The sequence below is a fragment of the Chitinolyticbacter albus genome, assembly GCF_024437655.1.
GTDB lineage: Bacteria > Pseudomonadota > Gammaproteobacteria > Burkholderiales > Chitinibacteraceae > Chitinolyticbacter > Chitinolyticbacter albus.
On sequence record NZ_JANBVF010000019.1, the window covers coordinates 73,727 to 96,643 of the forward strand.

At 65.0% G+C, this 22,917-nt stretch carries 25 protein-coding genes; 21 read left to right on the forward strand and 4 right to left on the reverse strand.

Going from position 1 to position 22,917, the window contains the following annotated elements; all coding sequences use genetic code 11:
• Positions 1–22: 22 nt before the first annotated feature.
• The 8 genes from NLI84_RS12895 (at position 23) to yaaA (ending at position 6,785) form a co-directional block, all read left to right on the forward strand.
• A complete protein-coding gene (locus tag NLI84_RS12895; protein ID WP_255990790.1) occupies positions 23–970 on the forward strand; it encodes a complex I NDUFA9 subunit family protein in 948 nt (315 codons plus the stop codon).
• A 44-nt stretch (positions 971–1,014) separates the two neighbouring features.
• The gene (locus tag NLI84_RS12900) at positions 1,015–1,260 is read left to right on the forward strand and encodes an RNA recognition motif domain-containing protein (RefSeq protein ID WP_255990792.1); all 246 of its coding nucleotides are present in this window, start codon (positions 1,015–1,017) and stop codon (positions 1,258–1,260) included.
• Between the two features lie 117 nt (positions 1,261–1,377).
• A complete protein-coding gene (locus tag NLI84_RS12905) occupies positions 1,378–2,373 on the forward strand; it encodes a 2-hydroxyacid dehydrogenase (RefSeq protein WP_255990794.1) in 996 nt (331 codons plus the stop codon).
• 55 nt (positions 2,374–2,428) lie between these two features.
• Positions 2,429–4,660: a PAS domain-containing sensor histidine kinase gene (locus NLI84_RS12910; RefSeq protein ID WP_255990797.1), complete on the forward strand. Its 2,232-nt coding sequence runs from the start codon at positions 2,429–2,431 to the stop codon at positions 4,658–4,660.
• The gene (locus NLI84_RS12915; RefSeq protein ID WP_255990799.1) at positions 4,650–5,264 is read left to right on the forward strand and encodes a response regulator transcription factor; all 615 of its coding nucleotides are present in this window, start codon (positions 4,650–4,652) and stop codon (positions 5,262–5,264) included. The genes NLI84_RS12910 and NLI84_RS12915 overlap by 11 nt, the downstream gene beginning before the upstream one ends.
• On the forward strand, positions 5,264–5,632 hold the full coding sequence (locus NLI84_RS12920; RefSeq protein ID WP_255990800.1) for a hypothetical protein: 369 nt from the start codon (positions 5,264–5,266) through the stop codon (positions 5,630–5,632). The genes NLI84_RS12915 and NLI84_RS12920 overlap by 1 nt, the downstream gene beginning before the upstream one ends.
• Before the next feature lie 4 nt (positions 5,633–5,636).
• On the forward strand, positions 5,637–5,957 hold the full coding sequence (locus tag NLI84_RS12925) for a low molecular weight protein tyrosine phosphatase family protein (RefSeq protein WP_255990801.1): 321 nt from the start codon (positions 5,637–5,639) through the stop codon (positions 5,955–5,957).
• Between the two features lie 63 nt (positions 5,958–6,020).
• The gene (gene yaaA / locus NLI84_RS12930) at positions 6,021–6,785 is read left to right on the forward strand and encodes a peroxide stress protein YaaA (protein ID WP_255990802.1); all 765 of its coding nucleotides are present in this window, start codon (positions 6,021–6,023) and stop codon (positions 6,783–6,785) included.
• Here yaaA and NLI84_RS12935 read toward each other — a convergent pair whose 3' ends face one another.
• Both NLI84_RS12935 and NLI84_RS12940 read right to left on the reverse strand, forming a co-directional pair.
• Positions 6,786–8,033: an EAL and HDOD domain-containing protein gene (locus NLI84_RS12935; RefSeq protein WP_255990803.1), complete on the reverse strand. Its 1,248-nt coding sequence runs from the start codon at positions 8,031–8,033 to the stop codon at positions 6,786–6,788.
• Positions 8,034–8,412: 379 nt separating this feature from the next.
• Entirely contained in the window at positions 8,413–9,474 is a 1,062-nt protein-coding gene (locus tag NLI84_RS12940; RefSeq protein WP_255990806.1) for a LysR family transcriptional regulator, read from the reverse strand.
• 658 nt (positions 9,475–10,132) lie between these two features.
• Between NLI84_RS12940 and NLI84_RS12945 the strand changes: the two genes are divergently transcribed.
• The 4 genes from NLI84_RS12945 (at position 10,133) to NLI84_RS12960 (ending at position 14,640) form a co-directional block, all read left to right on the forward strand.
• Complete coding sequence (locus NLI84_RS12945) at positions 10,133–11,389, forward strand: ABC transporter substrate-binding protein (protein ID WP_255990807.1); 1,257 nt, start codon at positions 10,133–10,135, stop codon at positions 11,387–11,389.
• Between the two features lie 77 nt (positions 11,390–11,466).
• Complete coding sequence (locus NLI84_RS12950; RefSeq protein WP_255990808.1) at positions 11,467–12,369, forward strand: carbohydrate ABC transporter permease; 903 nt, start codon at positions 11,467–11,469, stop codon at positions 12,367–12,369.
• Between the two features lies 1 nt (position 12,370).
• Complete coding sequence (locus tag NLI84_RS12955; protein ID WP_255990809.1) at positions 12,371–13,198, forward strand: carbohydrate ABC transporter permease; 828 nt, start codon at positions 12,371–12,373, stop codon at positions 13,196–13,198.
• A 350-nt stretch (positions 13,199–13,548) separates the two neighbouring features.
• On the forward strand, positions 13,549–14,640 hold the full coding sequence (locus NLI84_RS12960) for an ABC transporter ATP-binding protein (RefSeq protein ID WP_255990810.1): 1,092 nt from the start codon (positions 13,549–13,551) through the stop codon (positions 14,638–14,640).
• On the opposite strand, the gene NLI84_RS12965 is transcribed toward NLI84_RS12960, so the two are convergent.
• A complete protein-coding gene (locus NLI84_RS12965) occupies positions 14,624–14,884 on the reverse strand; it encodes a hypothetical protein (RefSeq protein WP_255990811.1) in 261 nt (86 codons plus the stop codon). The two genes, NLI84_RS12960 and NLI84_RS12965, sit on opposite strands and share 17 nt — an antisense overlap.
• On the opposite strand from NLI84_RS12965, the gene NLI84_RS12970 reads away from it, so the two are divergent.
• The 9 genes from NLI84_RS12970 to ribA all read left to right on the forward strand — a co-directional run bounded on the left by NLI84_RS12970 (position 14,883) and on the right by ribA (position 22,257).
• Complete coding sequence (locus NLI84_RS12970) at positions 14,883–16,151, forward strand: ABC transporter substrate-binding protein (RefSeq protein WP_255990812.1); 1,269 nt, start codon at positions 14,883–14,885, stop codon at positions 16,149–16,151. The two genes, NLI84_RS12965 and NLI84_RS12970, sit on opposite strands and share 2 nt — an antisense overlap.
• Before the next feature lie 19 nt (positions 16,152–16,170).
• Positions 16,171–16,515, forward strand: a complete 345-nt coding sequence (locus NLI84_RS12975) for a hypothetical protein (protein ID WP_255990814.1) — start codon at positions 16,171–16,173, stop codon at positions 16,513–16,515.
• A 37-nt stretch (positions 16,516–16,552) separates the two neighbouring features.
• Entirely contained in the window at positions 16,553–17,008 is a 456-nt protein-coding gene (locus NLI84_RS12980; protein WP_255990815.1) for a hypothetical protein, read from the forward strand.
• Between the two features lie 76 nt (positions 17,009–17,084).
• A complete protein-coding gene (locus NLI84_RS12985; protein WP_255990817.1) occupies positions 17,085–17,654 on the forward strand; it encodes a 2OG-Fe(II) oxygenase in 570 nt (189 codons plus the stop codon).
• 163 nt (positions 17,655–17,817) lie between these two features.
• Positions 17,818–18,543, forward strand: a complete 726-nt coding sequence (locus NLI84_RS12990) for a peptidylprolyl isomerase (protein WP_255990818.1) — start codon at positions 17,818–17,820, stop codon at positions 18,541–18,543.
• Between the two features lie 202 nt (positions 18,544–18,745).
• Positions 18,746–19,387 carry a hypothetical protein gene (locus tag NLI84_RS12995; RefSeq protein ID WP_255990820.1) on the forward strand — a complete coding sequence of 214 codons (642 nt, stop codon included), beginning with the start codon at positions 18,746–18,748 and terminating at the stop codon, positions 19,385–19,387.
• A gap of 1 nt (position 19,388) precedes the next feature.
• Positions 19,389–20,618 carry a M15 family metallopeptidase gene (locus NLI84_RS13000; protein ID WP_255990821.1) on the forward strand — a complete coding sequence of 410 codons (1,230 nt, stop codon included), beginning with the start codon at positions 19,389–19,391 and terminating at the stop codon, positions 20,616–20,618.
• 2 nt (positions 20,619–20,620) lie between these two features.
• Entirely contained in the window at positions 20,621–21,427 is an 807-nt protein-coding gene (locus NLI84_RS13005; RefSeq protein ID WP_255990823.1) for a hypothetical protein, read from the forward strand.
• Positions 21,428–21,570: 143 nt separating this feature from the next.
• Positions 21,571–22,257 carry a GTP cyclohydrolase II gene (gene ribA, locus NLI84_RS13010; protein ID WP_255990825.1) on the forward strand — a complete coding sequence of 229 codons (687 nt, stop codon included), beginning with the start codon at positions 21,571–21,573 and terminating at the stop codon, positions 22,255–22,257.
• A 43-nt stretch (positions 22,258–22,300) separates the two neighbouring features.
• On the opposite strand, the gene NLI84_RS13015 is transcribed toward ribA, so the two are convergent.
• The gene (locus NLI84_RS13015) at positions 22,301–22,504 is read right to left on the reverse strand and encodes a hypothetical protein (RefSeq protein ID WP_255990826.1); all 204 of its coding nucleotides are present in this window, start codon (positions 22,502–22,504) and stop codon (positions 22,301–22,303) included.
• Positions 22,505–22,917 lie beyond the last annotated feature (413 nt).

A 22,917-nucleotide genomic window follows, 5' to 3' on the forward strand; every position in this document is an offset into this window, starting at 1 on the left:
TGCGCGCAGCCAGGAGGATGTCATGAGCAGTGCACGCAACGTACTACTGATCGGCGGCAGCGGCTTCATCGGTCGCCACCTGGCCGCCCAGCTGGTCGAGCACGGCCATACCGTCACCGTGGCCACCCGCAACCGCGAAGCGCATCGCGATGCGCTGCTGGAGTTGCCCGGCCTCGCGCTGATCGAGGCCAATGTCCACGACGCCGGCCAGCTGGCCGAGCTGCTGCCACGCCACGACGCGGTGATCAACCTGGTCGGCATCCTGCAAGGCAAGGCCGCCGATTTCGATCGCGCGCACGTGCGGTTGACCGAGCGCATCGTCAACGCCTGTGCCGCGGGGGGCGTGTCGCGCTACCTGCACATGAGCGCGCTCGGCGCCGACGTGAACGGGCCTTCGATGTACCAGCGCAGCAAGGGCGAAGCCGAGGCCATCGTGCGCGCCAGCAGCCTCGCCTGGACCATCTACCGCCCCTCGGTGGTGTTTGGCCAGGGCGACAGCTTCCTCAGCCTATTCGCGCGCCTGCTGCGTACGGTACCGTTGCTGCCGCTGGCCGGCAGTACCGCCCGCTTCCAACCGATCTGGGTGGGCGATGTGGCACGCGCTTTCGTCGCTGGCGTGGAACAGCCACAGCTCGCCGGGCACACGCTGCACCTGGTCGGACCCCGGGTCTACACGCTGGCCGAGCTGGTGCGCTATGCCGGCCGGCTCGCCGGCCACCCCCGCCCGGTGATAGGCCTGCCCGACTGGGCCGCCCGGCTGCAGGCCAGCGCGATGCAACTGTTGCCCAATCCGCCGCTCAGTCACGACAACCTCGATTCGATGAAGGTCGACAACGTCCACGCCGCCGGCTTCGCGCCGGAACTGGGCTGGCAACCCGCGGCACTCGAGGCGATCGCCCCCGGCTATCTCGGATCCGAACAACGGCTCGACGCATTGCGACAGCAGTCGCACACGCCGGTGCAGCATTGAGCAAGTAGCCTACACTTGATTGCCATCCAACCAGGAGAATCGCCATGCAGATGATGATCGGCAACCTGCCGCCCGGTACCAGCGAAGACGACGTACGCACCCTGCTCGATGAACTCGGCGTGCCCGGGGTCGAGGAGATCAAGGTGAGCGACGGCCCCGAGCGCACCGGCGCACTGGTCAAGCTCGATCTGGGCGACATCGCCGTAGCGGCCGTCTGCAAGCAGCTGAACGGCCACCACTGGAATGGTCGCGACCTCACCGCCAACCACACCAATTTCTCCTGGGAATAACCGCTGCGCGCTCGCGCGCCATGCAGAGCGCCAGCCATGCCGCCCACAGCGTTTGCAGACAACGCGACGCCCGCGGCCGGCCAGGCTGGTGAAATCCGTTCGACACTGGATCCCGCCATGCGTATTGCCGTATTCGACAGCAAGCGTTACGACCGCGCGGCACTGGCCGCCGCCAACACCGCAGGCTACGCGCTGGAGTTTTTCGAAGACCGGCTCAACCGCAGCACGGTGCCGCTCGCGGCCGGCTTCGACGTGGTCTGCCCCTTCGTCAACGATCGCATCGACGAAGCGACGCTGATTGAACTCAAGCGTCTGGGCGTCCAGCACGTGGCGCTGCGCTGCGCCGGCTACAACGGCGTCGACATCGCCGCCGCCGCACGGCTTGGTGTCGTCGTCACCCGCGTGCCGGCCTACTCGCCCGAAGCGGTGGCCGAACACGTGTTCGCGCTGCTGCTCACGCTCACTCGTAAGACGCATCGCGCGTTCAACCGAGTGCGCGATGCCAATTTCTCGCTGGACGGCCTCGTCGGCTTCAACCTCAATGGCCGCACCTTCGGCGTGGTCGGCGCCGGCAAGATCGGCCGCGCTGCGATGCGCATCGCGCAGGGCTTTGGTATGAGCCTGATCGCGTACGATCGCTCGCCCGATCCGGCCGATGCCGCCAACCTGGGCTGCCGCTTCGTCACACTGCCTGATCTCTTCTCCAGCGCCGACGTGATCAGCCTGCACGCACCGCTGTTCCCGGAGACGCGGCACATGATCAATGCCGCCTCGCTCGCGACAATGAAGCCGGGTGCCGTCATCATCAACACCAGCCGCGGCGGCCTGATCGACAGCGCCGCGCTGCTCGACGCGCTGAAAAGCGGCCAGCTCGGCGGCGTGGGGCTCGATGTCTACGAGTACGAGGAAGGGGTCTTTTTCGAGGATCTCTCCGGCTCGGCGGTGCAGGACGACGTGCTCGCCCGGCTGACCACCTTCCCCAACGTGGTCATCACCTCGCACCAGGGCTTTCTCACCGACGAGGCGCTATCCAACATCGCCTGCACCGTGATGCAGAACGTCGCGGACTACGCAGCCGGCAAGCCGCTGGCGAATGCGGTTAATCCCGGTTGACGAGCACGGGCGAGCTCTGCGCTAATCGGCCGATCTGCCCCGCCACGGATCGGCCTTGACCCCACCGCGTTCGCATCGTTGGCTTGCCTTGGTGCCTGGCCTTCTGGCCGCGCTTGTTACGCTCGCCTTTGCCGGATACCTGCTGCTGACACGCGGCGAGGCGGCGGAGCAGCGCGCCTCGCTGCTGGAGCAGGATCTGCTGTGGCAGAAGCAGGCGATCGAGCAGCAGGTGGCGATCGATCGCGATGCGGTGCATGGGCTCGCCGCCACGCTGTCCGGCTCGGACTACCGCTCGCCCATCTTCCAGGCGCGGGTGTTGTCCTTGCTGCAGACCAGCCCCGAAATCGTCGGACTGTCAGTGCAGGATCGCGCCGGCCATATCGAATGGCACGCGACGCAAGCCTCGTGGGCACTGCCTTATCGCGGCGAGCCCGGCTGGGGGGAAGTGTGGGTGTCGCACGGGCAGCCGCGCATCATCTATGCAGTGCAGACCCCGGATCGCCGCCGCCTGCTGATCATGGTGCTGGCGCTCGATAGGCTGCTGCAGCAGCAGGTGCCCTGGTGGATCGCGCAGCGTTACCAGATCACGCTGTACAGCGCCGACAACACGCCGCTTGCCTCCAAGTTCCAGCGCCAGCTCGACCCGGCCGGCGTGATCGGCCATATCGCACTCAATGAACCCCCGGTCGGCCTGACGCTGAAGGCCGAGGTCTACCAGACCCCCACCAACCCGGTGACCGAGACGCTGCCGTGGATCGTATTCGCGCTGGCGCTGGCGATGCTGGCCTCGACCTGGGCATTGGGCCGCATGATGCGGGTGCGCGAGGAGGCCGAGGCGCGGCTGCGTTCGGAAACGGCGCTGCGCACCGCGATGGAGGATTCGCTGGTCACCGGCCTTCGGGCCATGGACAAGCACGGACGCGTGCTCTACGTGAACCGCGCCTTCTGCGAAATGATCGGTTACAGCGCCGAGGAGCTGATCGGCCAGCACCCGCCGATGCCCTATTGGCCACCGGAGGAGCTGGAGCGCTGCGAAGCGGTGTTCGATGCCATCCTCGCCGGCCGGCTCGATCGCAACGGTTTCTCCACCCGCTTCATGCGCCGCAACGGCGAGCGCTTCGACGTGCACGTCTACGCGTCCAAGCTGATCGACGGCAATGGTCAGCATATCGGCTGGATGGGCTCGATGTACGACGTGACCGAGCTTAGACGCGAGCGCGAGGCGCTGCAGGCGTCGCACGAGCGCTTCGTCACCGTGATGAACGGGCTCGACGCCGCAGTGGCGGTATCGGATGCACAAAGCGGCGAGCTGTTGATGAGCAACCAGCAGTTCGACCGCTCCTTCGGCCTGCCGGACTGGCGCGGCCGTTGCTGCGTGGTGCCTTTCGTGCCGCGCCGCGCCGAGCCCCCGGTCGATGCCGAGTGGTACGACGGCTTTCGCCAGCATTGGTATCAGATCAAGGGTCGGCAGAGTGTGTGGGTCGATGGCACGGCGGTATGGCTGGAAATCGCCACCGACATCACCGCGCTCAAGGGCGCCACCGAGCGCGAGCGGCGGCAGAACGAAGCGCTGCAGCAGACGGCGCGGCTGATCAGCATGGGCGAGATGGCGTCGAGCCTCGCACACGAACTGAACCAGCCCCTCGGTGCCATCGCCAGCTACGCCTCTGGCTGTCGCAATATTCTCGCCGCGCCCACGCCCAACCTCACCCAGCTCGACCAGGCCATCGATAAGATGGGCGAGCAGGCCAAGCGCGCCGGCCAGATCATCCGCGGCATTCGCGAATTCGTGCAGCGCCGCGCGCCGCACCGCAAGCGTTGCGACATCGGCACGCTGCTCGACACGGTGCTCGGCCTGTTAGGCCACGAGATCGTGCGTCGCGGCGTCGATGTCTCCATCGCGCAGGCCGGCGAATTGCCGCCGCTCTATGCCGACGCGGTGATGTTGGAGCAGGTGATCTTCAACCTGATCAAGAACGCGCTCGAGGCAATGGATGCAACGCCCACCGAGCAGCGCCAGCTGGCGATCACGCTCGCGCGCAACGATGGCAATCTGCGCGTCGCCATTGGCGATCGCGGCACTGGCATCGCGCCGGAACAGCTGGAACAATTGTTCAAGCCGTTCTTCACCACCAAGGACAGCGGCATGGGGATGGGGCTCAATATCTGCCGCTCCATCATCGAGCACCATCACGGGCGGCTGTGGGCCGAGGCCAACCCGGGTGGTGGCTGCCGCTTCATCTTCACCGTACCCTTCGCCGAGGAGACCGAAGCTCATGAGCCTTAACCGACGGATTGCCGTCGTTGATGACGACGACGCGCTGCGCGATGCGCTGGTGTGGCTGTTCTCCACCCGCAACCACGAGGCGCAGGCTTTCGCCAGCGCCGAGGCGCTCTTGGCCGACTACAGCCCGGACCGCTTTGGCTGCCTGATCCTCGACGTGCGCATGCCCGGCATGGGCGGGCTGGAGCTGTTTGAAAAGCTCAAGGAATACACGTACACCCCGCCGGTGATCTTTCTCACCGGCCATGGCGACGTGCCGATGGCGGTGTCCGCGCTCAAGGGCGGCGCCACCGACTTCGTCGAGAAGCCGTTCAACGACAACGACATCGTCGACCTGGTCGAAAAATCCCTCTCAGCCGACGCGACGCACCGCGACGAGTGGCACGCCAAATCCCAGGTGGAGGGGCGACTCTCCGCGCTGACGCCACGCGAGCGCGAGGTGATGAAGCTGATCCTCACCGGCCGGCTCAACAAGCAGATCGCCGACGATCTCTCGATCTCGATGAAGACGGTCGAAGTGCACCGTGCGCGCATCCTGGAAAAGATGCACGTGAAGACGGCGATGGAGCTCGCCGCGCTGCTGCGCGATGCGGGCGTGGAAACCTGATGCCCGCGCCCGTCTGGCTCGCCGCCATCCCCTGGGCGGTACTGATCGAGAGCGCGCCGCGCATCCTGGAGGCAAGCCGCAAGCTGTTCCGCCGCGCGCAAACGCCACCGCCGCCGCCGGCTGAAATCGAGATCAATCCCAGCGGCTCCACCGAGGAGCGGATCGCCACGCTGGAAACGCTGGTCGAGGACAACCGCCGCGTGCTGATCGAGCTCTCCACGCGCCAGGAGGAAAGCGCGCGGCTGATCGAGGCGCTGGCGCAGCAGAACGCGCAGCTCACGCTGCGGCTGCGCCGGCAGTACCGGGCGCTGGTGCTGCTGGGCGTCACGCTGGCCGCCACGGTGCTCTATCTGCTGCTACGGAACTGAGCCGGTGATTCATGCGCTGTTTGTCTGTACGCACAACCGCCGGCGCAGTCCGACCGCCGAGCATGTGTTCGCGCAACGACCCGGCGTCGAGAGCGATTCGGCCGGGCTCGGCCATGATGCCGACGTGCAGCTAGCGCCCGAGCAACTGGCCTGGGCCACCATCGTATTCGTGATGGAGCGCAAGCAACGCACGTTGTTGTCTCAGCGCTTTCGCGCGCATCTGAACGGCAAGAAGGTGGTCTGTCTCGATATCCCGGACGACTACGGCTACCTGCAGGCCGAACTGATCGCGCTCTTCGAGCGCAAGGTGACACCCTACCTTTGACCGGAACCGGCCCGATCACCCATCATCGCAGCCAGTCCCGCCTTACCTAGAAAGCCCAATCCGATGTTGATGTTGATTTCCCCGGCCAAATCGCTGGATTACGCCTCTCCCCTGCCAACCAGCCACCACACCCAGCCGCAATACCTGAAGCAATCGCAGGCGCTGATCAAGCTGCTCAAGCCGCTGGCGCCGGCCGAGCTCTCCGCGCTGATGGGCATCTCGGATGAGCTCGCCGTGCTCAACGCCGGTCGCTACCACGCCTGGCAGCCTCCGTTCACGCCGGACAACGCCCGCGCCGCGGTGTTCGCCTTCAATGGTGACGTCTACGAAGGCCTGGATGCGCACAGCCTGAACGTCACTCAACACCAGTACCTGGAGCGCCATCTGCGCATCCTGTCCGGACTTTATGGCCTGCTGCAGCCGTTCGACCTGATCCAGCCCTACCGGCTGGAAATGGGCACCCGGCTCGTGGGCGGGCACGGCAAGGATCTGTATGCGTTCTGGGGCGATACGCTCGCCAAGGCGGTGAACGAGCAGGCAACCAAGGTTGTGGTCAACCTTGCCAGCGACGAGTACTTCAAGTCGGTCGGTGCGCGGCGCGTGAAGCACCGGCTGGTCACGCCGGTGTTCGAGGATTGGAAGGGCGATCGCTACAAGATCATCAGCTTCTACGCCAAGCGCGCGCGCGGGCTGATGGTGCGCTACGCCGCGCAGCACGGCATCACCGAGGCGGATGCGCTGAAGGATTTCGACCTGGACGGCTATCGCTACGTGCCCGCTGCCGGCAACGCCGACACCTGGGTGTTCCGCCGCCGGCTCGCCGCCTGATCAGTGCAGTTTGCTGTCGCGGCCGATCGAGGTCGACCAGTGCAGCGCTTCAACGTGCATATGATTGAGCGTATCGAGGCTGAGCACGGCGTTGTCCGCCAGCCAGTCAGCGACTTCCGCCAGGTCCTCGCCCTCGACCGCACGCATCAACGCCAGCCAGGACCCCAGCTCGCCCGTCCCCAGCAACAATGCTTGTTGCGCATCGGCCGCCAGGTTGAGCTCGGCCAGCAGTTCGGCCAGCGGCCGGCCGAACAGCACGTCGAGCAGTGACAGCATGCCAACGAGAAAGGCCTTGTCGGCCTGCCGCCGATCTCCTGGCGCCAGCGCCTGCGCCAGCTGCTCCATGAAGCGGCCGCGTGTGGCGGCGGTATAGAGCAACAGATCGCCCTGGCCCTGGCCGGCCTGCCGGGCGTAAAGCAGTATCTGCAGCCAGCGATAGAGTTGGCGCAGCCCGAGCATGGTGACGGCGTGGCGCACGCTGTGTATGCGTACCGGCAGGCCGCTCGCCACCGAGTTCACCAGACGCAGCAATCCGACGGCTAGATCGGGTGCCCGCTTGAGCGCGGCCTCGATCTCGTCGACATCGGAATCGCTGCCGATCAGCGCCAACAGCTGCAACAGCTGCGCCTCCATCGGCTGCAACCTGCGTCCGGACAGCACCGTCGGGCGAGCGTAGTGGTAGCCCTGGAACAGATCGAAGCCGAGCTCATGGCAGCACTGCTGCAACTGCGGATCGCTCACCTTCTCCGCCAGCAATTGCACCGGATGAGCACGCAGCTGCTGCACCAGCGAGGGCAGCCGCTCCTGCGGCACGCCGAGCAGATCGACCTTGATGATATCGATCAGCGGCAGCAGCGGTTCGTGCAGCGGCGATACAGCGACCATGTCGTCCAGCGCCAGCCGATAGCCAGCGGCCTTGAGCTGGCGGCAGCGGGCATACAGCGCCTCGCTGAGCGGTATCGTTTCCAAGAGCTCCAGCACCACGCGCCGGGAAGGCAAGAGCTCAACCACGTCCGAATACAGCAATTCGGCGCTGACGTTGATAAAGGCGAGCTTATCCTCCAGCAATCCTTCCAGCCCCAGATCGGTGAAGGCGTGGCTGATCACGCTGGCGCTGGCGGCCAGGCCATCGCCCACCTCGGCGCAATTGGCCACACCGTCGCGGAACAGCAGCTCGTAGGCGACCAGATGGTGTCCGCGATCGAGGATGGGTTGGCGCCCGAGAAAGAAGTCTTGCCGTTCGACCATGAAGAATGCCGCTGCAAAACCGATGGCGTCAGTCTAGTCAGCTCGCCTGGTTGGCGAACGCTGGCATGATCAACGGCCTGCGTCGCAAACAGGACAACGGTAGTAACGCGTGTAGCAATTTTTGGGGCAAAACTCGGTGCGGGCACCGCAACGCGCGCAATGCGGCACGCGTTCGCGCCACGCCTGCCTCCAGCGCCGCAAACCCGATCCCGCCAGCGCGCAGCCCAGCAAGGCCAGCGCGACGGACACGCCTGTTGGCACCCATACGAGACCGATGCCGGCGCCTTCGCTGCGCGCGATAAGGGCGGTGGCGGCACAGCCGCCAGCCAGCAATAGCGTGACCGCCGCTTCGCTCAAACGATGAACAACCCTTTTCATGTCAGCGATACGCCGGATAGAAACTGCCGATGCGCGGGAAACGCGGCGGCTCGTCGCACGGCGGGGAGTCTTCGCCCCGCAGCGGCCGCATCGGCTGCACGTCGGCCAGGCGTGAGGATTCGAGTGCGGCCCAGGCGTCGCGTCGGGCGTCGAACTCGGCCTTGAGCCCGCCACAGAAGGCGTTGCGCAACCAGATATGCGCCGGATCGTGGTGGCGCCGCGCATGCCAGTACAGCGACAGCGTCAGCTGCGGCACATCAAACGGCAGCGGCACCAGCCGGATGCGCGGTCGACCCTCGGTGGCGGCGCGCAGCACCAGCTCGGGCGCGGTCAGGATCAGCTCGCTTTCCAGCAACAGATCAAACGCCGCCGCGCATTGCGACAACTGCAGCCCCACGCGCCGGCTCTGCCCCAGCGCCGCGAGTCGGTCGTCGACCACGCGCGCCAGCTCCTGGCCCAGGCGCAACTGCAGTTGCGGCGTGGCGCAGTAACGCTCCAGCGTCAGCTCACCGCCGGCCAGTGCCGGGTGATCAGCGCGCAGCGCGCACATCAGCCGGTCGCGGCAGACCACGCGCTGGTACACATCGGCCGGCGCATCGAACGCCAGGCCCAGCGCCAAGTCGGGGCCATCGTCCGACATCGCCTCCAGGATGTGCGCCTCCCATGGCACGATATCGAGCTCCAGCTGCGGCGCCTCGAATAGCACGGTACCGAGCACCGCCGGCAGCAGCGCGTATTCGGCGCTGCCGGCACAGGCCACGCGGAAATGGCCGCGCGCGGTGGCCGGATCGAAATCCTGCGCCACCACCAGCTGGTCGATCTGGCGCAGGATCACGTTGAGCGGCTCGCGCAGCGCCTCGGCGCGCGGCGTGGGCGCGAGCTTGTTGGCGGCGCGCACGAACAGCGGATCGTCGAACGCCTCGCGCAGGCGGCCGAGCGAGCGACTCATCGCCGACTGGGTCACGCCCAGCGTTTCGGCGGCACGCGTCACGCTGCCCTGCGTGAGCAGCGCCTGCAGGCTGAGCAACAGGTTGAGGTCGAGCTGGAAATGAGCGGCAAACATGTTCGTCCTCCGGGGCCATATCGGCGGATTTTTTTGTAGTCTTATCCCAGGCAATACATTAAACGCTTTATGCCAATTGGGCACGGGGCGCGACATGCATCCCGCGCATGCGAGGTATGCGCCAAGCGCGGATCGCCAGTATCCGCGCCATCTTTGACCTGATCGACGCCGCCTTCGCTTCGCAGAATGAACAATTTGGGCAAAGCTCGCCCCCGCCGGCCGCACGCGGCGCAAACACTGCGCACACGCCTTTCCCGGTAAGGCGCCGCCTGCCACTACAAGCCATCGTCATGCTTGGCGCGCATTGCCGCAATGCACCGCCAGCGCTGTGAAACGCCACCCAGCCATGCGCTAATGATCGGGCACCTCAAGGGCCTGTTCCCGGTTGTTTCACGACGGCGTTCGGAACGGTTCATCGCTGACTGCCCCGAACCCGTGGGGCCGCGAAACAACCGGGAACAGGCCCTGGTGCTTCATCTGCACGTCTTCCATCCCTTGGCCCCGCCTCGTGCGGGGCATTTCTTTGGTGCCGCGCGAGGCTCTGGCGCCATGCACCCGGAGCATGGCCCGCATGCGCCGCCAGCGGTTCCGGCCGCCATCGTCCCGACCGTAGATTGAAAAAGCGCGCCAACGACGGCGCCCCTTAGAGGAGAGGAAGATGAAACACAGCACCATCGCGCTCTTGATCGGCGCGTTGTTCGCCAGCGGTGCCGCCCAGGCGGAGAAGACCCGCATCGAGTTCTGGACCATGAGCATGAAGCCGCGCTTCGAGGCCTACTTCCAGAACATCGAGAAGACCTACGAGGCGCAGAACCCCAACGTCGATATCGTCTGGACCGACCTGCCGTGGGATGTGATCCGCGCGAAGTTCACCGCCGCCGTCGCCGCAGGCCAGCCGCCCGCCCTTGCCAACCTCAACGTGCAGTGGGCGTACGACTACGCCCAGACCGGTGCCATCGTTCCGATCGATGCGCTGCTCGGCGCCGACCGTGGCGTCTACATGCCAGGCGCGCTGGCCGACGTGACCTGGGGCGGCAAGACCTATGCCTTCCCCTGGTACAACTCGGCCGACGTGATGGCGGTGAACGGCGCCCTCTTCAAGAAGGCCGGGCTCGATCCCAAGCAGCCCATCGCCAACCTCTCTGCCCAGCTCAAGGTGGCGAAAACGATCCGGCAGAAGGCCGGCGTCGCCGGCCTCGCACCGCGCCTCGGTCGCGTGGAGAGCATCTTCCTGGGCGAGGGCCTGCCGGTGCTGGAAAACGGCAAGGCGGTGTTCAACTCACCACGCCACGTGGCGCTGCTGCGCGAGTTCGCCAACGCCTACAAAGCCGGCGCGCTGCTCAAGGACAACCTCTTTGCCGAGGACAACTTCCAGGTGTCGATCGCCGCCTACAACGGCGGGCGCCTTGCGATGCTGGAGACCACGCCACCCGCCATAGGCCGCGTGCGTGATGACGCCAAGGACATCTACGCGCAGACGGTGATGCTCCCGGTGCCACCCGGCGCCACCGGCGTGGTCAAGGGCGGCTGGCTGATGGACTTCGTGGTGCCGCGCGGCGTCGACGCCAAGCTCTTGCCCGAAGTCGGCAAGTTCGCGCGCTTCCTCACCAACGATGCCAACCAGCTGGCGTTCTCCAAGGATACCGGCGGCACCTACCCCTCGACGCGCAAGGCCGCGCTCGATCCGTACTTCCAGCAATTGCCGGCCGATGCCGGCCCGCTGGAGCAGGCGCGGGCCATCGGCGCGAAGAACCTCACCAACGTGCGCACGCTGGCCATCCTCGGCATCGACGATCCGGCTCCGCTGACCAAGCGTTTGCGTGAGGAAACCGAGGCCGCCGTCACCGGGCGCAAGGATGCCAAGGCCGCGCTCGATGCCGCCGTCGCGTTCTGGAATGCGCAGCTGAAGAAGTAAGGCGAAAAGCACATCCAAGCAGCAAACCGCCGCCGCCGGGTTTCTTTCAAATGCCTGGTGGCGGCCACGAGACCGCCATGCCCACGTTCAAACACTATCCAAGCCGACACCACAGCTGGCGCGACGACGCACGCGCCTGGCTGTTCCTCGCCCCCGCCCTCGTGGTGCTACTGCTGTTCGCCTTCTGGCCAGTGGGCCTCGGGGCGCTGCTCGCGTTCACCGAGGTGAACATTTTCGACCTGACCGCCTCGCGCTGGGTCGGGCTCGCCAACTTCCAGGCGCTGTGGGACGACCCGACCTTCATCACCAGCGTCGTCAACACGCTGCTCTACCTTCTGGTGGTGCCGTTGATCCAGCTGGCCGCGCTGGCGCTGGCGGTGCTGGTGAACGCGCAACTGCCGGCGATGAAGCTGTTTCGCACCGCCTTCTTCGTGCCCGTGGTCACGTCGGTATCGGTGGTCGGGATCATGTGGGGCTGGATGTACAACGAGGACGGCATGCTCAACCAGCTGCTGGCCTGGCTGCGACTGATCGATGCGCCGATCGGCTGGCTCAGCGACGAGCGCATCGCGCTCTTTGCCGTGATGTTCGTCACCTTCTGGCGTGGCCTGGGCTACTACATGGTGCTCTACATCGCCGGGCTGCAGGCGCTGCCGCAGGAAGTGGAGGAGGCGGCCATGCTCGACGGCGCCAATCGTTGGCAGCGCTTCTGGCGCATCACCGTGCCGATGCTGCGGCCCACGCTGCTGCTGTGCACGCTGCTCTCCACGCTGGCGGCGATGAAAGCCTTCGAGGAAGTGGTGGTGATGACGGGCGGCGGCCCCATCGGCAGCACCTACACCCTCGCCTTCTACGCCTACGACCAGGGTTTCCGCGCCTTCGATTTCTCGCGCGCACTGGCCGCCAGCGCCGTGGTGTCGCTGATCGGCTTCGTGCTCGCCTGGATCAACTTCCGCTTCTTCCGCACCGAGGGCCGCTGACATGCATCTCGTCCGCAAACTGTTGTTGTCCTGGGCGCCGCGCTACAGCCTGCTGCTGCTGGTGGCGCTGTTCACCACCTTCCCATTCCTCTGGACGCTCTCCACCGCGCTGGGCGACGCCGGCAACATCTATGCCTTCCCGCCACAGCTGTGGCCCGAAGCGCCGACGCTCAAGCATATCGACGAAGCGCGCCAGACCATTCCGCTCGACCGCTTCTTCTGGAATTCGGTGCTGATCAGCGGTGCCACCGTCGCCGGCACGCTGGTTCTGGCGAGCCTTGCCGGCTATGCGCTGTCGGTGCTGCGTTTTCGCGGCCAGCGCCTGGTGTTCCTCGCCGTGCTCGCCACGCTGATCCTGCCGTCCGAGCTCAACATCATCGTCAACTTCATCACGCTGACGATGCTCAAGCTCACCAACACGCACACCGGCGTGGTGCTGCCGCTCTTAGCCAACGCCTTCGGCATTTTCCTGCTGAAGCAGGCCTTCGATGAGATCCCGGCCGAGATCTTCGACGCCGCGCGCATTGACGGCGCCAGCGAATGGCAGCTGTTCTGGCGCGTCGCTCTGCCGCTCGCCGGCCCTGCGCTCGCCGCGCTCGCGATCTTCACGCTGGTCGCCACCTGGAACGCCTACATCTGGCCCGCCGTGGTGCTGCAAAGCCCCGACCAATACCCGCTCGCCGTCGGCGTGCTCTACCTCTCCGGCACCTTCGCCGCCAAAACCCGCGTCATCGCCGCCGGCACCGGGCTCACCATCCTGCCGGTGCTGATCCTGTTCCTGCTCGCCCAGCGCTACTTCATGCGCGGGCTGGATGGGGCGGTGAAATGACTACACCAAACCTCTTCGGATCATGGCCGCGCCCAGCGATATGCAACGCAATAGCCTTTTCCGGCAAACAGCGGGGGGTCTCTCCCCGTTTCGCAGCGCCGAAGGAGCGGAGCGAGACCTCGGGCTCGCGACCGACTGAGGGCAGCCCGGAGGGCCGCAGGCGCGGTCACGCCAAAGCTTGGCGGCTTTGCCGCCTAGCGACGCGCGATGCAGAGCACGCCTTTCTTTGGTTCCTTTCTTTGGCGACGCAAAGAAAGGAACCCGTCCGCCGGGCGGAACCGGCACCTGAACAGCCGCGCCGCAGGCGCATAACACCGCCTTTCGATACACATACCGAGGAACACACCACCATGGCCGCCGTCCACCTACGCAACATCCAAAAAGCCTACACCCGCGACCACTACACTATCCCCGGCCTCGATCTCGACATCGACGACGGCGAATTCATGGTGTTCGTCGGCCCCTCCGGCTGCGGCAAGTCCACGCTGCTACGCATGATCGCGGGGCTCGAGGACATCAGCGGCGGCGAGCTCAGCATCGGCAACCTGCCCGCCAACGATATGCACGCCAGCAAGCGCGGCATCGCCATGGTGTTCCAGAGCTACGCGCTCTACCCACACATGACGGTGGCGCAGAACATGGGCTTCGCGCTCAAGCTCGCCAAGGCACCCAAGGACGAGATCGCCAGCCGCGTCGGGCGCGCCGCCGAGATCCTGCAGATCACCCATTTGCTCGATCGCAAGCCCAAGGCGCTGTCGGGTGGCCAACGCCAGCGCGTCGCGATCGGCCGCGCCATCGTGCGCGAGCCCAAGGTGTTCTTGTTCGACGAGCCGCTGTCCAACCTCGACGCCTCGCTGCGGCTGCAGATGCGGGTGGAACTGGCCAAGCTGCACCAGGAGCTCGGCACCACGATGATCTACGTCACCCACGACCAGGTCGAAGCAATGACGCTGGGCGATCGGATCGCCGTGTTCAACGCTGGCCGCATCGAGCAGCTGGGCACGCCGCTGGCGCTGTATGAAGAGCCGCGCAACCTGTTCGTCGCGGGCTTTCTCGGCTCTCCACGGATGAATTTGATACCAGCCACGCTGATCGGCAACGACGACGCCGGCGCCACCGTGCGGCTGGCACTCAGCCCCATCGCCACCCGGCGCGACGCACGCGCACTACAGGCAACGAGCAGCGTGACGCTGGGCATCCGGCCCGAACATATCGAGCTCGTGGCCGCCGAGCATCCTGGCGCGCTCGCGGCGCGGGTCGATCTGGTCGAGCACCTGGGCGACACGCTGCTCGGCTACGTTGAAATCGCCGGGGTGGATGGCTTCATCACCGTGAAGCTGCCGGCCCACGCCCAGCTCGGCGCCACCGTCCACTTGGCATTTCCCGCCGGCCGCTGCCATGTGTTCGACGGCGATGGCCATGCGCTTACGCGAATGGCATGAAATGAGCGAAAGCAGCGCGTTTCAAACAGGTTTCAACATGCTTGCTGCAAGCTTGGTCCTCGCCCGGCATCAATGCAACGCCGGCATATTTGCGGATAATCAATGCCTTATGCAAAATCAGACCGTGACACGAGGCCGGCACCATGGCAGAATGCACCCCTAGGCTGACAGAACAAGCAAGCGCCCCTCGCCCCCGGCGCTCACGATCAGCCGCGCTATCACTATCCCCTTGGAGTTGTTGCATGAAACCGACCCGTGCGATCCTGGTGGCCTGCGCGTTGCTCGCCAGCGCCTGCGTCCACGCCGAGAAAACGCGCATCGAATTCTGGACGATGAGCCTGAAACCCAAATTCGACGGCTATTTCCAGAAACTGGAGCAAGAGTACGAGCGCGCCAATCCCAATGTCGACATCGTCTGGGTCGATCACCCTTGGGACAAGATCCAGGCTCGCCTCTTGGGCGCCATCGCCATCTCGCAGCCGCCCGCCCTCGTCAACCTCAACGTGGAATGGGCGTACGATCTGGCGCAGCGCCACGACATCCTGCCGCTCAACAGCCTGCTCGGCGCCGACCGCGATCGCTATATGCCGGGCGCGCTGGCCGACGTGACCTTCGACGGCAAAACCTACGCCTTCCCCTGGTACAACGGCGTATCGGTGCTGGCCGTGAACACCGAGCTGTTCCAGAAGGCCGGGCTCGACCCGAAGAAACCCTTGAAGACGCTGGACGAGCAGCTTGCTGCCGCGCGCGTGATCAAGGAGAAGACGGGCGTCGCCGGCTTCGCCCCCGAGCTCGGGCTGCCGGTGCGTATTTTCCTGGCCGAAGGCCTGCCGCTGACGCAAAACCGCCAGGCCGTGTTCAACTCGCCGCGCCACGTGGCGCTGCTGGAAAAATACGCCGCCGCCTACCGTGATGGCGCGCTGCCGCGCGAGAAGGGGCTGCTGTTTGCAGAGGACAACTTCCAGGCTGCCATCGGTGCCTACAACACCGGCAAGCTCGCCATGCTGGAAACCGCGCCGACCGCGCTCGGCCGCGTGAAGGACGAAGGCAAGGCGGTGTATGGCAAGACCGACGTGCTACCGGCGCCGCAAGGCCCGACCGGCGTGGTCAAGGGCGGCTGGCTGTTCAACTTCGCGGTGCCGCGCGGCGTGAACCCCAAGGCGCTGCCGGAAGTGGCCAAGTTCGCCAAGTTCCTGACCAACGACGCCAACCAGCTGGGCTTCTCCAAGGCCACCGGCGGCACCTACCCTTCGGTGCGCCAGGCCGCGCTCGACCCCTTCTTCCAGCAGCTGCCCGCCAACGCCGGCGCGGTGGAAAAGGCCCGCGCCATCGGCGCGCGTAACCTTGCCAACGTGCGTACGCTGACGCTCCTGGGTATCGACGATCCGGAACCGCTCTACCGCAAGCTGCGCGAGGAAGTGGAATCGGCCGTCACCGGCCGCAAGAGCGCCAAGGCCGCGCTCGATGCGGCGACGGCGTTCTGGAACGCCAAGCTGGCCGGGGCGCGCTGATTCTGGATGGAAGTAGGTGATGATGTCCTTGCTGTTTCCTGCACTGCTCATCGCCTATGTCTTGCTGGCAGCGCTGTTTCTAGCCGCAGCGTGGCCGTCGTCTCACCGGGCCAAATGGCTCGGTGTTACTGCGATCGCCGCTGCAGCGCCGTTGTTCTTCTGGATTGGCGCCTTCGCAGAGCAGTTCGGCGCGGGCCAGTGCTATTCCGATGCGATTGGCATGATCGCAAATGCAGTGGAAGGCACTGATGCGCCAAACGAACTTGCTCGGAAGATTCGCGCTTTGCCTTTGCGCGGCTACGAAACCGTTTGCTCGAACGTGGAAACAGCAGCACAAAACCTGCCAAACGCAGGTACACCTTAGGCATTCATTCGAAACGGATTGAGAGCATTGGGCTTTAATGAGCAACGTCATCGATCAGGAAATTCATCGGCTCGCCGTTGCTAGCATTCGTCGAAGCAGCATGGATATCAATACCTGGCTGCACACCACGATTGCCGGCTTGCATCCAGGCATCCCGCCCATGTTTGAACTTGATCCTGGTGAGCTACCACTTACGAGTGGGTTCTTCTCCGAGCAAAGCTGGTGGGTGATTACCACACGCAGAATCGCCTGCCAGCATGCTGGTGCTGCTGCCTCACTCGATCCCCGGTTTGGCATCGAATTCAACTTCGACAACTTCAAAGGTCTCGACCAGAGCCGTCAGATGGGCGCCTTGCCTTGTTCTATCGCGACGATTACGTCACTTGAAGGAAAAGCACTGCATTTTGAGTTCGAAACCGGCAAGGCATCAATGGCGCCCATCTATGCCTGCAGGTTTTGGAGGCAGGTAGCCCGTTTTCATCACAATCCTTAGCGTCGCTTGAAGCTACGAAAGCAGCGCATAGGTTCATTGCGCCTTGATACCCACCCCATTCGCTTACACCGACCCGATGTCGACTTTCTCCTCCTCCGCCCTCCCCAAAACCACCCGCTACGGCGCCGGGGTATTCACCATCCACGATGTGCTGAGTGCGCAGGAATGCACTGACCAGATCGCCCGAAGCGAACAGGGCGGCTACGATGCCGCCCCGTTGCAGACGGCGCAGGGCCCGGTGATGGCCAGCGAAGTCCGCAATAATGATCGCCTGATCGTCGACGACACCCCGCTCGCAGCCAGCCTGTTCGAGCGCGTACAGGTCGCGCTGCCGCCCGAACTGGAAGGCTGGCGGGTCAGCCGGCTCAACGAGCGCTTTCGTTATTACCGCTATACGCCCGAGCAGTATTTCAAGTGGCACTACGACGGCACGTATCGCGCCAGTGATAACGAGGAAAGCTTTCTCACGCTGCTGATCTATCTGAATGCAAACTACACAGGTGGCGCCACCGAGTTCGGCTGGGATGCAGTCCAGCCCGCCACCGGCATGGCATTGGTGTTCCCCCACCAGCTGCGCCATCAAGGCGCCACCATCATCGAAGGCACCAAATACGTGCTGCGCACTGATGTGATGTACCAGCGCTAGTTCGGTCTCAGCTTCGGGCCACGATGCGCTGACCGATGTATCGCCCAGGCAGTGGCATGGCGGCGCACCGGTCACGCAGGGTCGTGCTTGAACTTGCCAGCGGGTACAATTGCCCATCGGCCGTCCTTGTGGACGGCCTTCTCATGCCAGCACAGGAGCCCTCATGGCCATTACCGTCAATGGCGTCGCGATCGACGAAGCCGAACTCAACGCCGCCATCGAACAAGCGCAAGACGCGCCGGGCGCCCGCGATGCGCTGACCCAGGAATTCATCCTGCGCGAGCTCTTGACGCAGGAAGCGCGCAAGCACGGCATCACCGCAGAGGACAGCGACGAGGCCATCAACACGCTGCTGCAGCAGGAAATCAAGGTAACACCGCCCACCGAGGCCGATGCGCGCGAGTACTACACCAACAATCCGCAAAGCTTCGTGCGCGGCGAGGAAGTTGAGGCCGCCCACATCCTGTTCTCGGTGGAAGACGCCACCAGCGCATCGCTGGTACGTGCCAAGGCCGAACGCGTGCTAGCCGAAGTGAAGACCGCGCCGTTCACCTTCAGCGCCGTGGCGCGCGAGCAATCGTCCTGCCCGTCCAAGGCGCAAGGCGGCGAGCTTGGCAGCTTCGGTCGCGGCCAGATGGTGCCCGAATTCGAGGCCGCCGCCTTTGCGCTGGGCGAGGGCGAAATCAGCCCCGAGCTCGTCGAAACCCAGTTCGGTTTCCACATCATCAAAGCCGGCAAGAAAAAGGCCGGCGAAGCGGTGGCGTTTGACGAAGTGAAGGATCGCCTGGCGCAGTTCCTGGTCGAAATGGCCCAGCGCCGTGCGATGAACGACTACCTGCAAGGCCTGGTCCAGGGCGCCAAGATCGAAGGCTATACGCTACCGGCCTAATTGCCCCAGTACCCCCGAAAACACCCCGCATTGCGGGGTGTTTTCGTTGGGAGACGGGCCCGGCCAGCCCAATGCCCGGTGGTTGGATCCGATATACAACCGACCCCAATAACGAATATCGGAAGCGAAGCGTAATTTTATCAAAAGGGACTAGGGTGCAAACAGTGGCATGACCATGCCTCAGTCATGCTGGAGAGCCCTCATGCCCCTACCCATACTCGGCGCCGTGCTCAGCACCATCGCGCCCCAGCTCGCCAAACGCGGCCTCGACCTCTTGAGCGGCATCTTTCGCGGCGCCCTCGATCAGGGCGCCGAGCAGGTGACCGAGCTGATCAAGGAAAAGACCGGCATCGACATCGCCGACGCCGCCGACGACAAGCTCACCGACGAGCAGTGGCTCCAGCTCAAACAGTTTGAACTGGATAACCAGGCGCAGCTGATCACCTGGCGCCAGCAGATCGATGCGCACGAGCTGGAAATGGAAAAGTTGCGCACCGCCGATGTGCAGGACGCCCGCGCCACCGGCGGCAAGCGCGACGACAACGACGACCCGCTGGTGCGCCGCTTCACCTACTACTACGCCTACCTGATTACCGCGCTGACCTTCGTCTTCATCGTGCTCGCCATCCTGCTGCCCTTCCTGTTCAACGCGAAGGAGCTCCCGCGTGACTCGGCGCAGATCATCAACACCGTGGTCGGCTTCCTGCTCGGCGTGGGCCTTTCCACCATCATCCAATACTTCTACGGCTCCAGCCGTGGCAGCAGCAACAAGCAGAAACAACTCGAAGAACTGACGCAACGCATGGCAGCCGGCGTCCGGCCCCACACCGAAGGAGGACACTAAGATGGGACTCAACCGCGAGCAGGCCGTGTTTCTACAACACGTGGCCGAGCTGATCCGCAAGGCGCCGGAGCTCGGCCTCACGCTCACCGGCGGCGAACTCTACCGCACGCCTGAGCAACAGGCGCTGCACATCAAGAACGGCCGCAGCAAGACCATGAACAGCCAGCACCTCAAGCGGCTGGCCATCGACCTCAACTTCTTCGAAACCACGCCGGACGGCAAGCTCAACCTGGTCCAGGACAGCGACGCGGTACGCCAACTCGGCGCGTTCTGGGAAAGCCTGGACACCGCCAATCGCTGGGGCGGCAATTGGCAAAGCTTCAAGGACGCACCGCATTTCGAGCGGCGCGAGGGCACGCTGGCCGACGCCACCTCCGAGGCAGCCCGGCCCACCGCCACGTCGACCGTCGTGGAAATCCCCGCTCCACCCACGCGGGGCCTGGCACTGCTGGGCGACACCGTGGGCTTTCGTGCCCGCAATCTGCGCGACGATGTCGAGACCGTGCAGCGCCTCGTCAACCTGAATGTCAGCCGCATCGGGCTCACCGTGCCGCTGCAGTGCGACGGCATCATCGGCGAGAAGACCATGGCGGCACTGCGCACCTTTCGCAGCAAGGTGCTAGGTGTCGACGAAGCCGACCTCGTGCTCAAGCCGCGCGACGCCACGCTGGGCGCCTTGTGCCTGGCGCTGCCCAAGGCACTCGATAACGCGCTGTGCGGCCTGTTGTACCTGCATGCCGCCGATGCGGTCGTCACGGCGTTTGCCGGCCCCATCGCCGACACCATGACGGCGTACGACATCAATACGCCGCTACGCCAAGCGCATTTCCTGTCCCAGATCGGCCACGAGAGCGGCGAGTTGCGCTTTCGCGAGGAACTCGCCAGCGGCGCGGCCTACGAAGGGCGGCGCGACCTCGGCAACACCCAGCCGGGCGACGGGGTGCGCTACAAGGGCCGCGGCCTGATCCAGCTGACCGGCCGCGCCAACTACGGCGACTATGCGCGCACCAACCGCTTTGGCACCGACGTGCTGGCCAACCCCGCGCTGGTTGCCAGCGACGATGCGCTCACGGTCGACGTCGCCGGCTGGTACTGGGACAAGCGCCGTATCAACATGCTGGCCGACCGCGACGATGTCGAAGCGGTGACCCGCGCCATCAACGGTGGCCTCAACGGCCTTTCCGATCGCAAGCGGTTGCTGACACGGGCGCGCACGCTGCTAGGGGCCTAGCAATGGCCGAAGAGCGGGACCGCCCGGTCGGCCACTGGCTGGATCTCTCCACCAAGGCCATCTCCCTGATCTCGCTCGCCATCGCGGCTTACGCGGCCTATCGCGCGCTGCCGCTGGACCAGGAAATCGCCGAACTCAATCGCGCGGCCAAGGAGCAGGAACGCAAGACGACCGAGATCGATAATGCGCTCAAGCTGGCCCGTGCGGACCTGGAACGCGCCGAATCCGAGCGGCGGCTGACGCTGGAGCTCTACAAGGAAGTGCAGGCGGTGCTGGCGCTCGATCACAAGGATCCGCGCCGCGAGGACGCGGTGCGCGTGCTGGTCGAATCGCTGGCCGATGATCCGTTCCGCTGGAAACTGCTGCAGGCGCTGGCGGTGGGCGCGTCCAGCCAGGAAGTGCAACGCAAAGCGGGTTCCACCGCCAGTTTCTATCGCGAGGAATCGGTCGTTCCCGCCGCCCCCGCCGCGCCTGCGGCCAGGCCCGAGGCGAAAACCAGTGCCTACGCCGGCTACAATATCGACCTATTCCATTGCGAGCGGCGCGCCGCCGCCGGCAAGGCCGAAGCCGCATCGGCCCTGACCTTGCGCCCCAAGGCGGGAGCCGGGCGCTGGCGCATTCGTCTGTTGCCCGACGAAATCAACCTGCAACCTGGCTACCAGGTCAGCGGCCGGCTGATCCGGCACAACGCCGACGAAACCGTGGCCGCGAGGCAGTTGGCCGATGCGCTGGCCGGACAAGGTCTCCCCGTCCAACTGGCACTGATTGCCTATCCCACCCCGCATTATTTGAGCATTTTCTTCTGTTAGTTAAATTCTTTAGGCTTTAAAGAAATAAAAGAGCGGCGTACACTGCCTGGGCAGCCGACCATCCGGAGCCGGAATTTCAACGGTTCCGCTTGAATAAGCCACTCCGTGCAACCATGTGTGAATGCGTAACCCTCAGGCTCACCATGTCCCACCCGACCGCTCCCCTCTCCGACGATCAACGCCTCGCTGCTGCTGGCCATGGCGTGCTTTGCGCCCGCGATGGCGAGCTGTTGGCTGACAAGGTCGCCACCGCGCGGCTGCCGACGCGGCACGGCGAATTCGTCTCGCACGTCTATCGTGCGCGGCTCGACGGTGTCGAACACGTCGCGCTGGTGAAGGGCGATGTCTCGGGTGACACCCCGGTGCTGGTGCGGCTGCATTCCGAATGCCTGACCGGCGATGTGTTCGGCTCCTTGCGCTGCGACTGCGGCGAGCAGCTGGAGCTGGCGCTCGCCCGGATCGAGCATGAAGGGCGCGGTGTGCTGCTCTACCTGCGCGGCCAGGAGGGGCGCGGCATCGGCATCACCCACAAGATCCGCGCCTACGCGCTGCAGGACGAAGGGCTCGACACGGTCGAAGCCAATGCCGCGCAAGGCCTGCCGATCGATGCGCGCAGTTACGAGGCCGCAGCGGCCATCCTGCGCGACCTCGGTGTGCGCTCCGTCCGGCTGATGAGCAACAATCCGAGAAAGCTCGCCGCGCTGGAAGCCGCCGGCATCACGATGGCCCGGCGCGAAGCGCACGAGATTGCCGCCAATCATGAGAACCGTGTCTACCTGGAAACCAAGCGCAGCAAGCTTGGCCACCTGCTGCGGCTGGAAAAGAACTGAGCCCGAGCCACGCGTGTGATAGCCCCGTGGTCAACGCGCGGCATCAGCCTGTGGGGTTCTGGTACTGATCGGTTCTGTTGTCCGTCCGCCCGGTCAATAGAGTCACCGTCGGCGGCAGGGACGCATAGGTCCTGAACCGCTTGTTGCATTCCGGACAGTAGTAGTCTTCATACTCGTTGTGCCCTTCCTGCTGGGTGTCCATCACCCGCATCGTTGCGCCGCAGTAGTCGCAAGTCTTTTCAAACATGGCCCTTTCCTCATCAAGAATACGGGTATCGCCCGGATTGAGCGGCCCATAGCAAGGAACGTGGCGCGTTGCTCAGTGTGAAACACCCAGCCGTTGCAGGCGCCGCAAGCAAAACCCAGTGCGATGGTGCTGGCAAGGCGCGCCGAGCGCAGCGGGGTGATCCTCGCAGCGAGGCGCGGCCATGCGCCAGGCCTTTGCTTCGCATCCATGTTTGAAGGCCGGTTCAGCCTAAGGCCCTTACCCGATGCCGCGTGTATGCTGCTGCGCATACCCTTGCGTCATCGGCCTGACCCGGATTCACCGTTTTCGCCGTGCACGCCCTCGCCTCCACCCCGCCCACGCCCGCCGCGCTGATCGACCGCTATGGTCGCCGCATCGACTACCTGCGCGTCTCGGTCACCGACCGGTGCGAC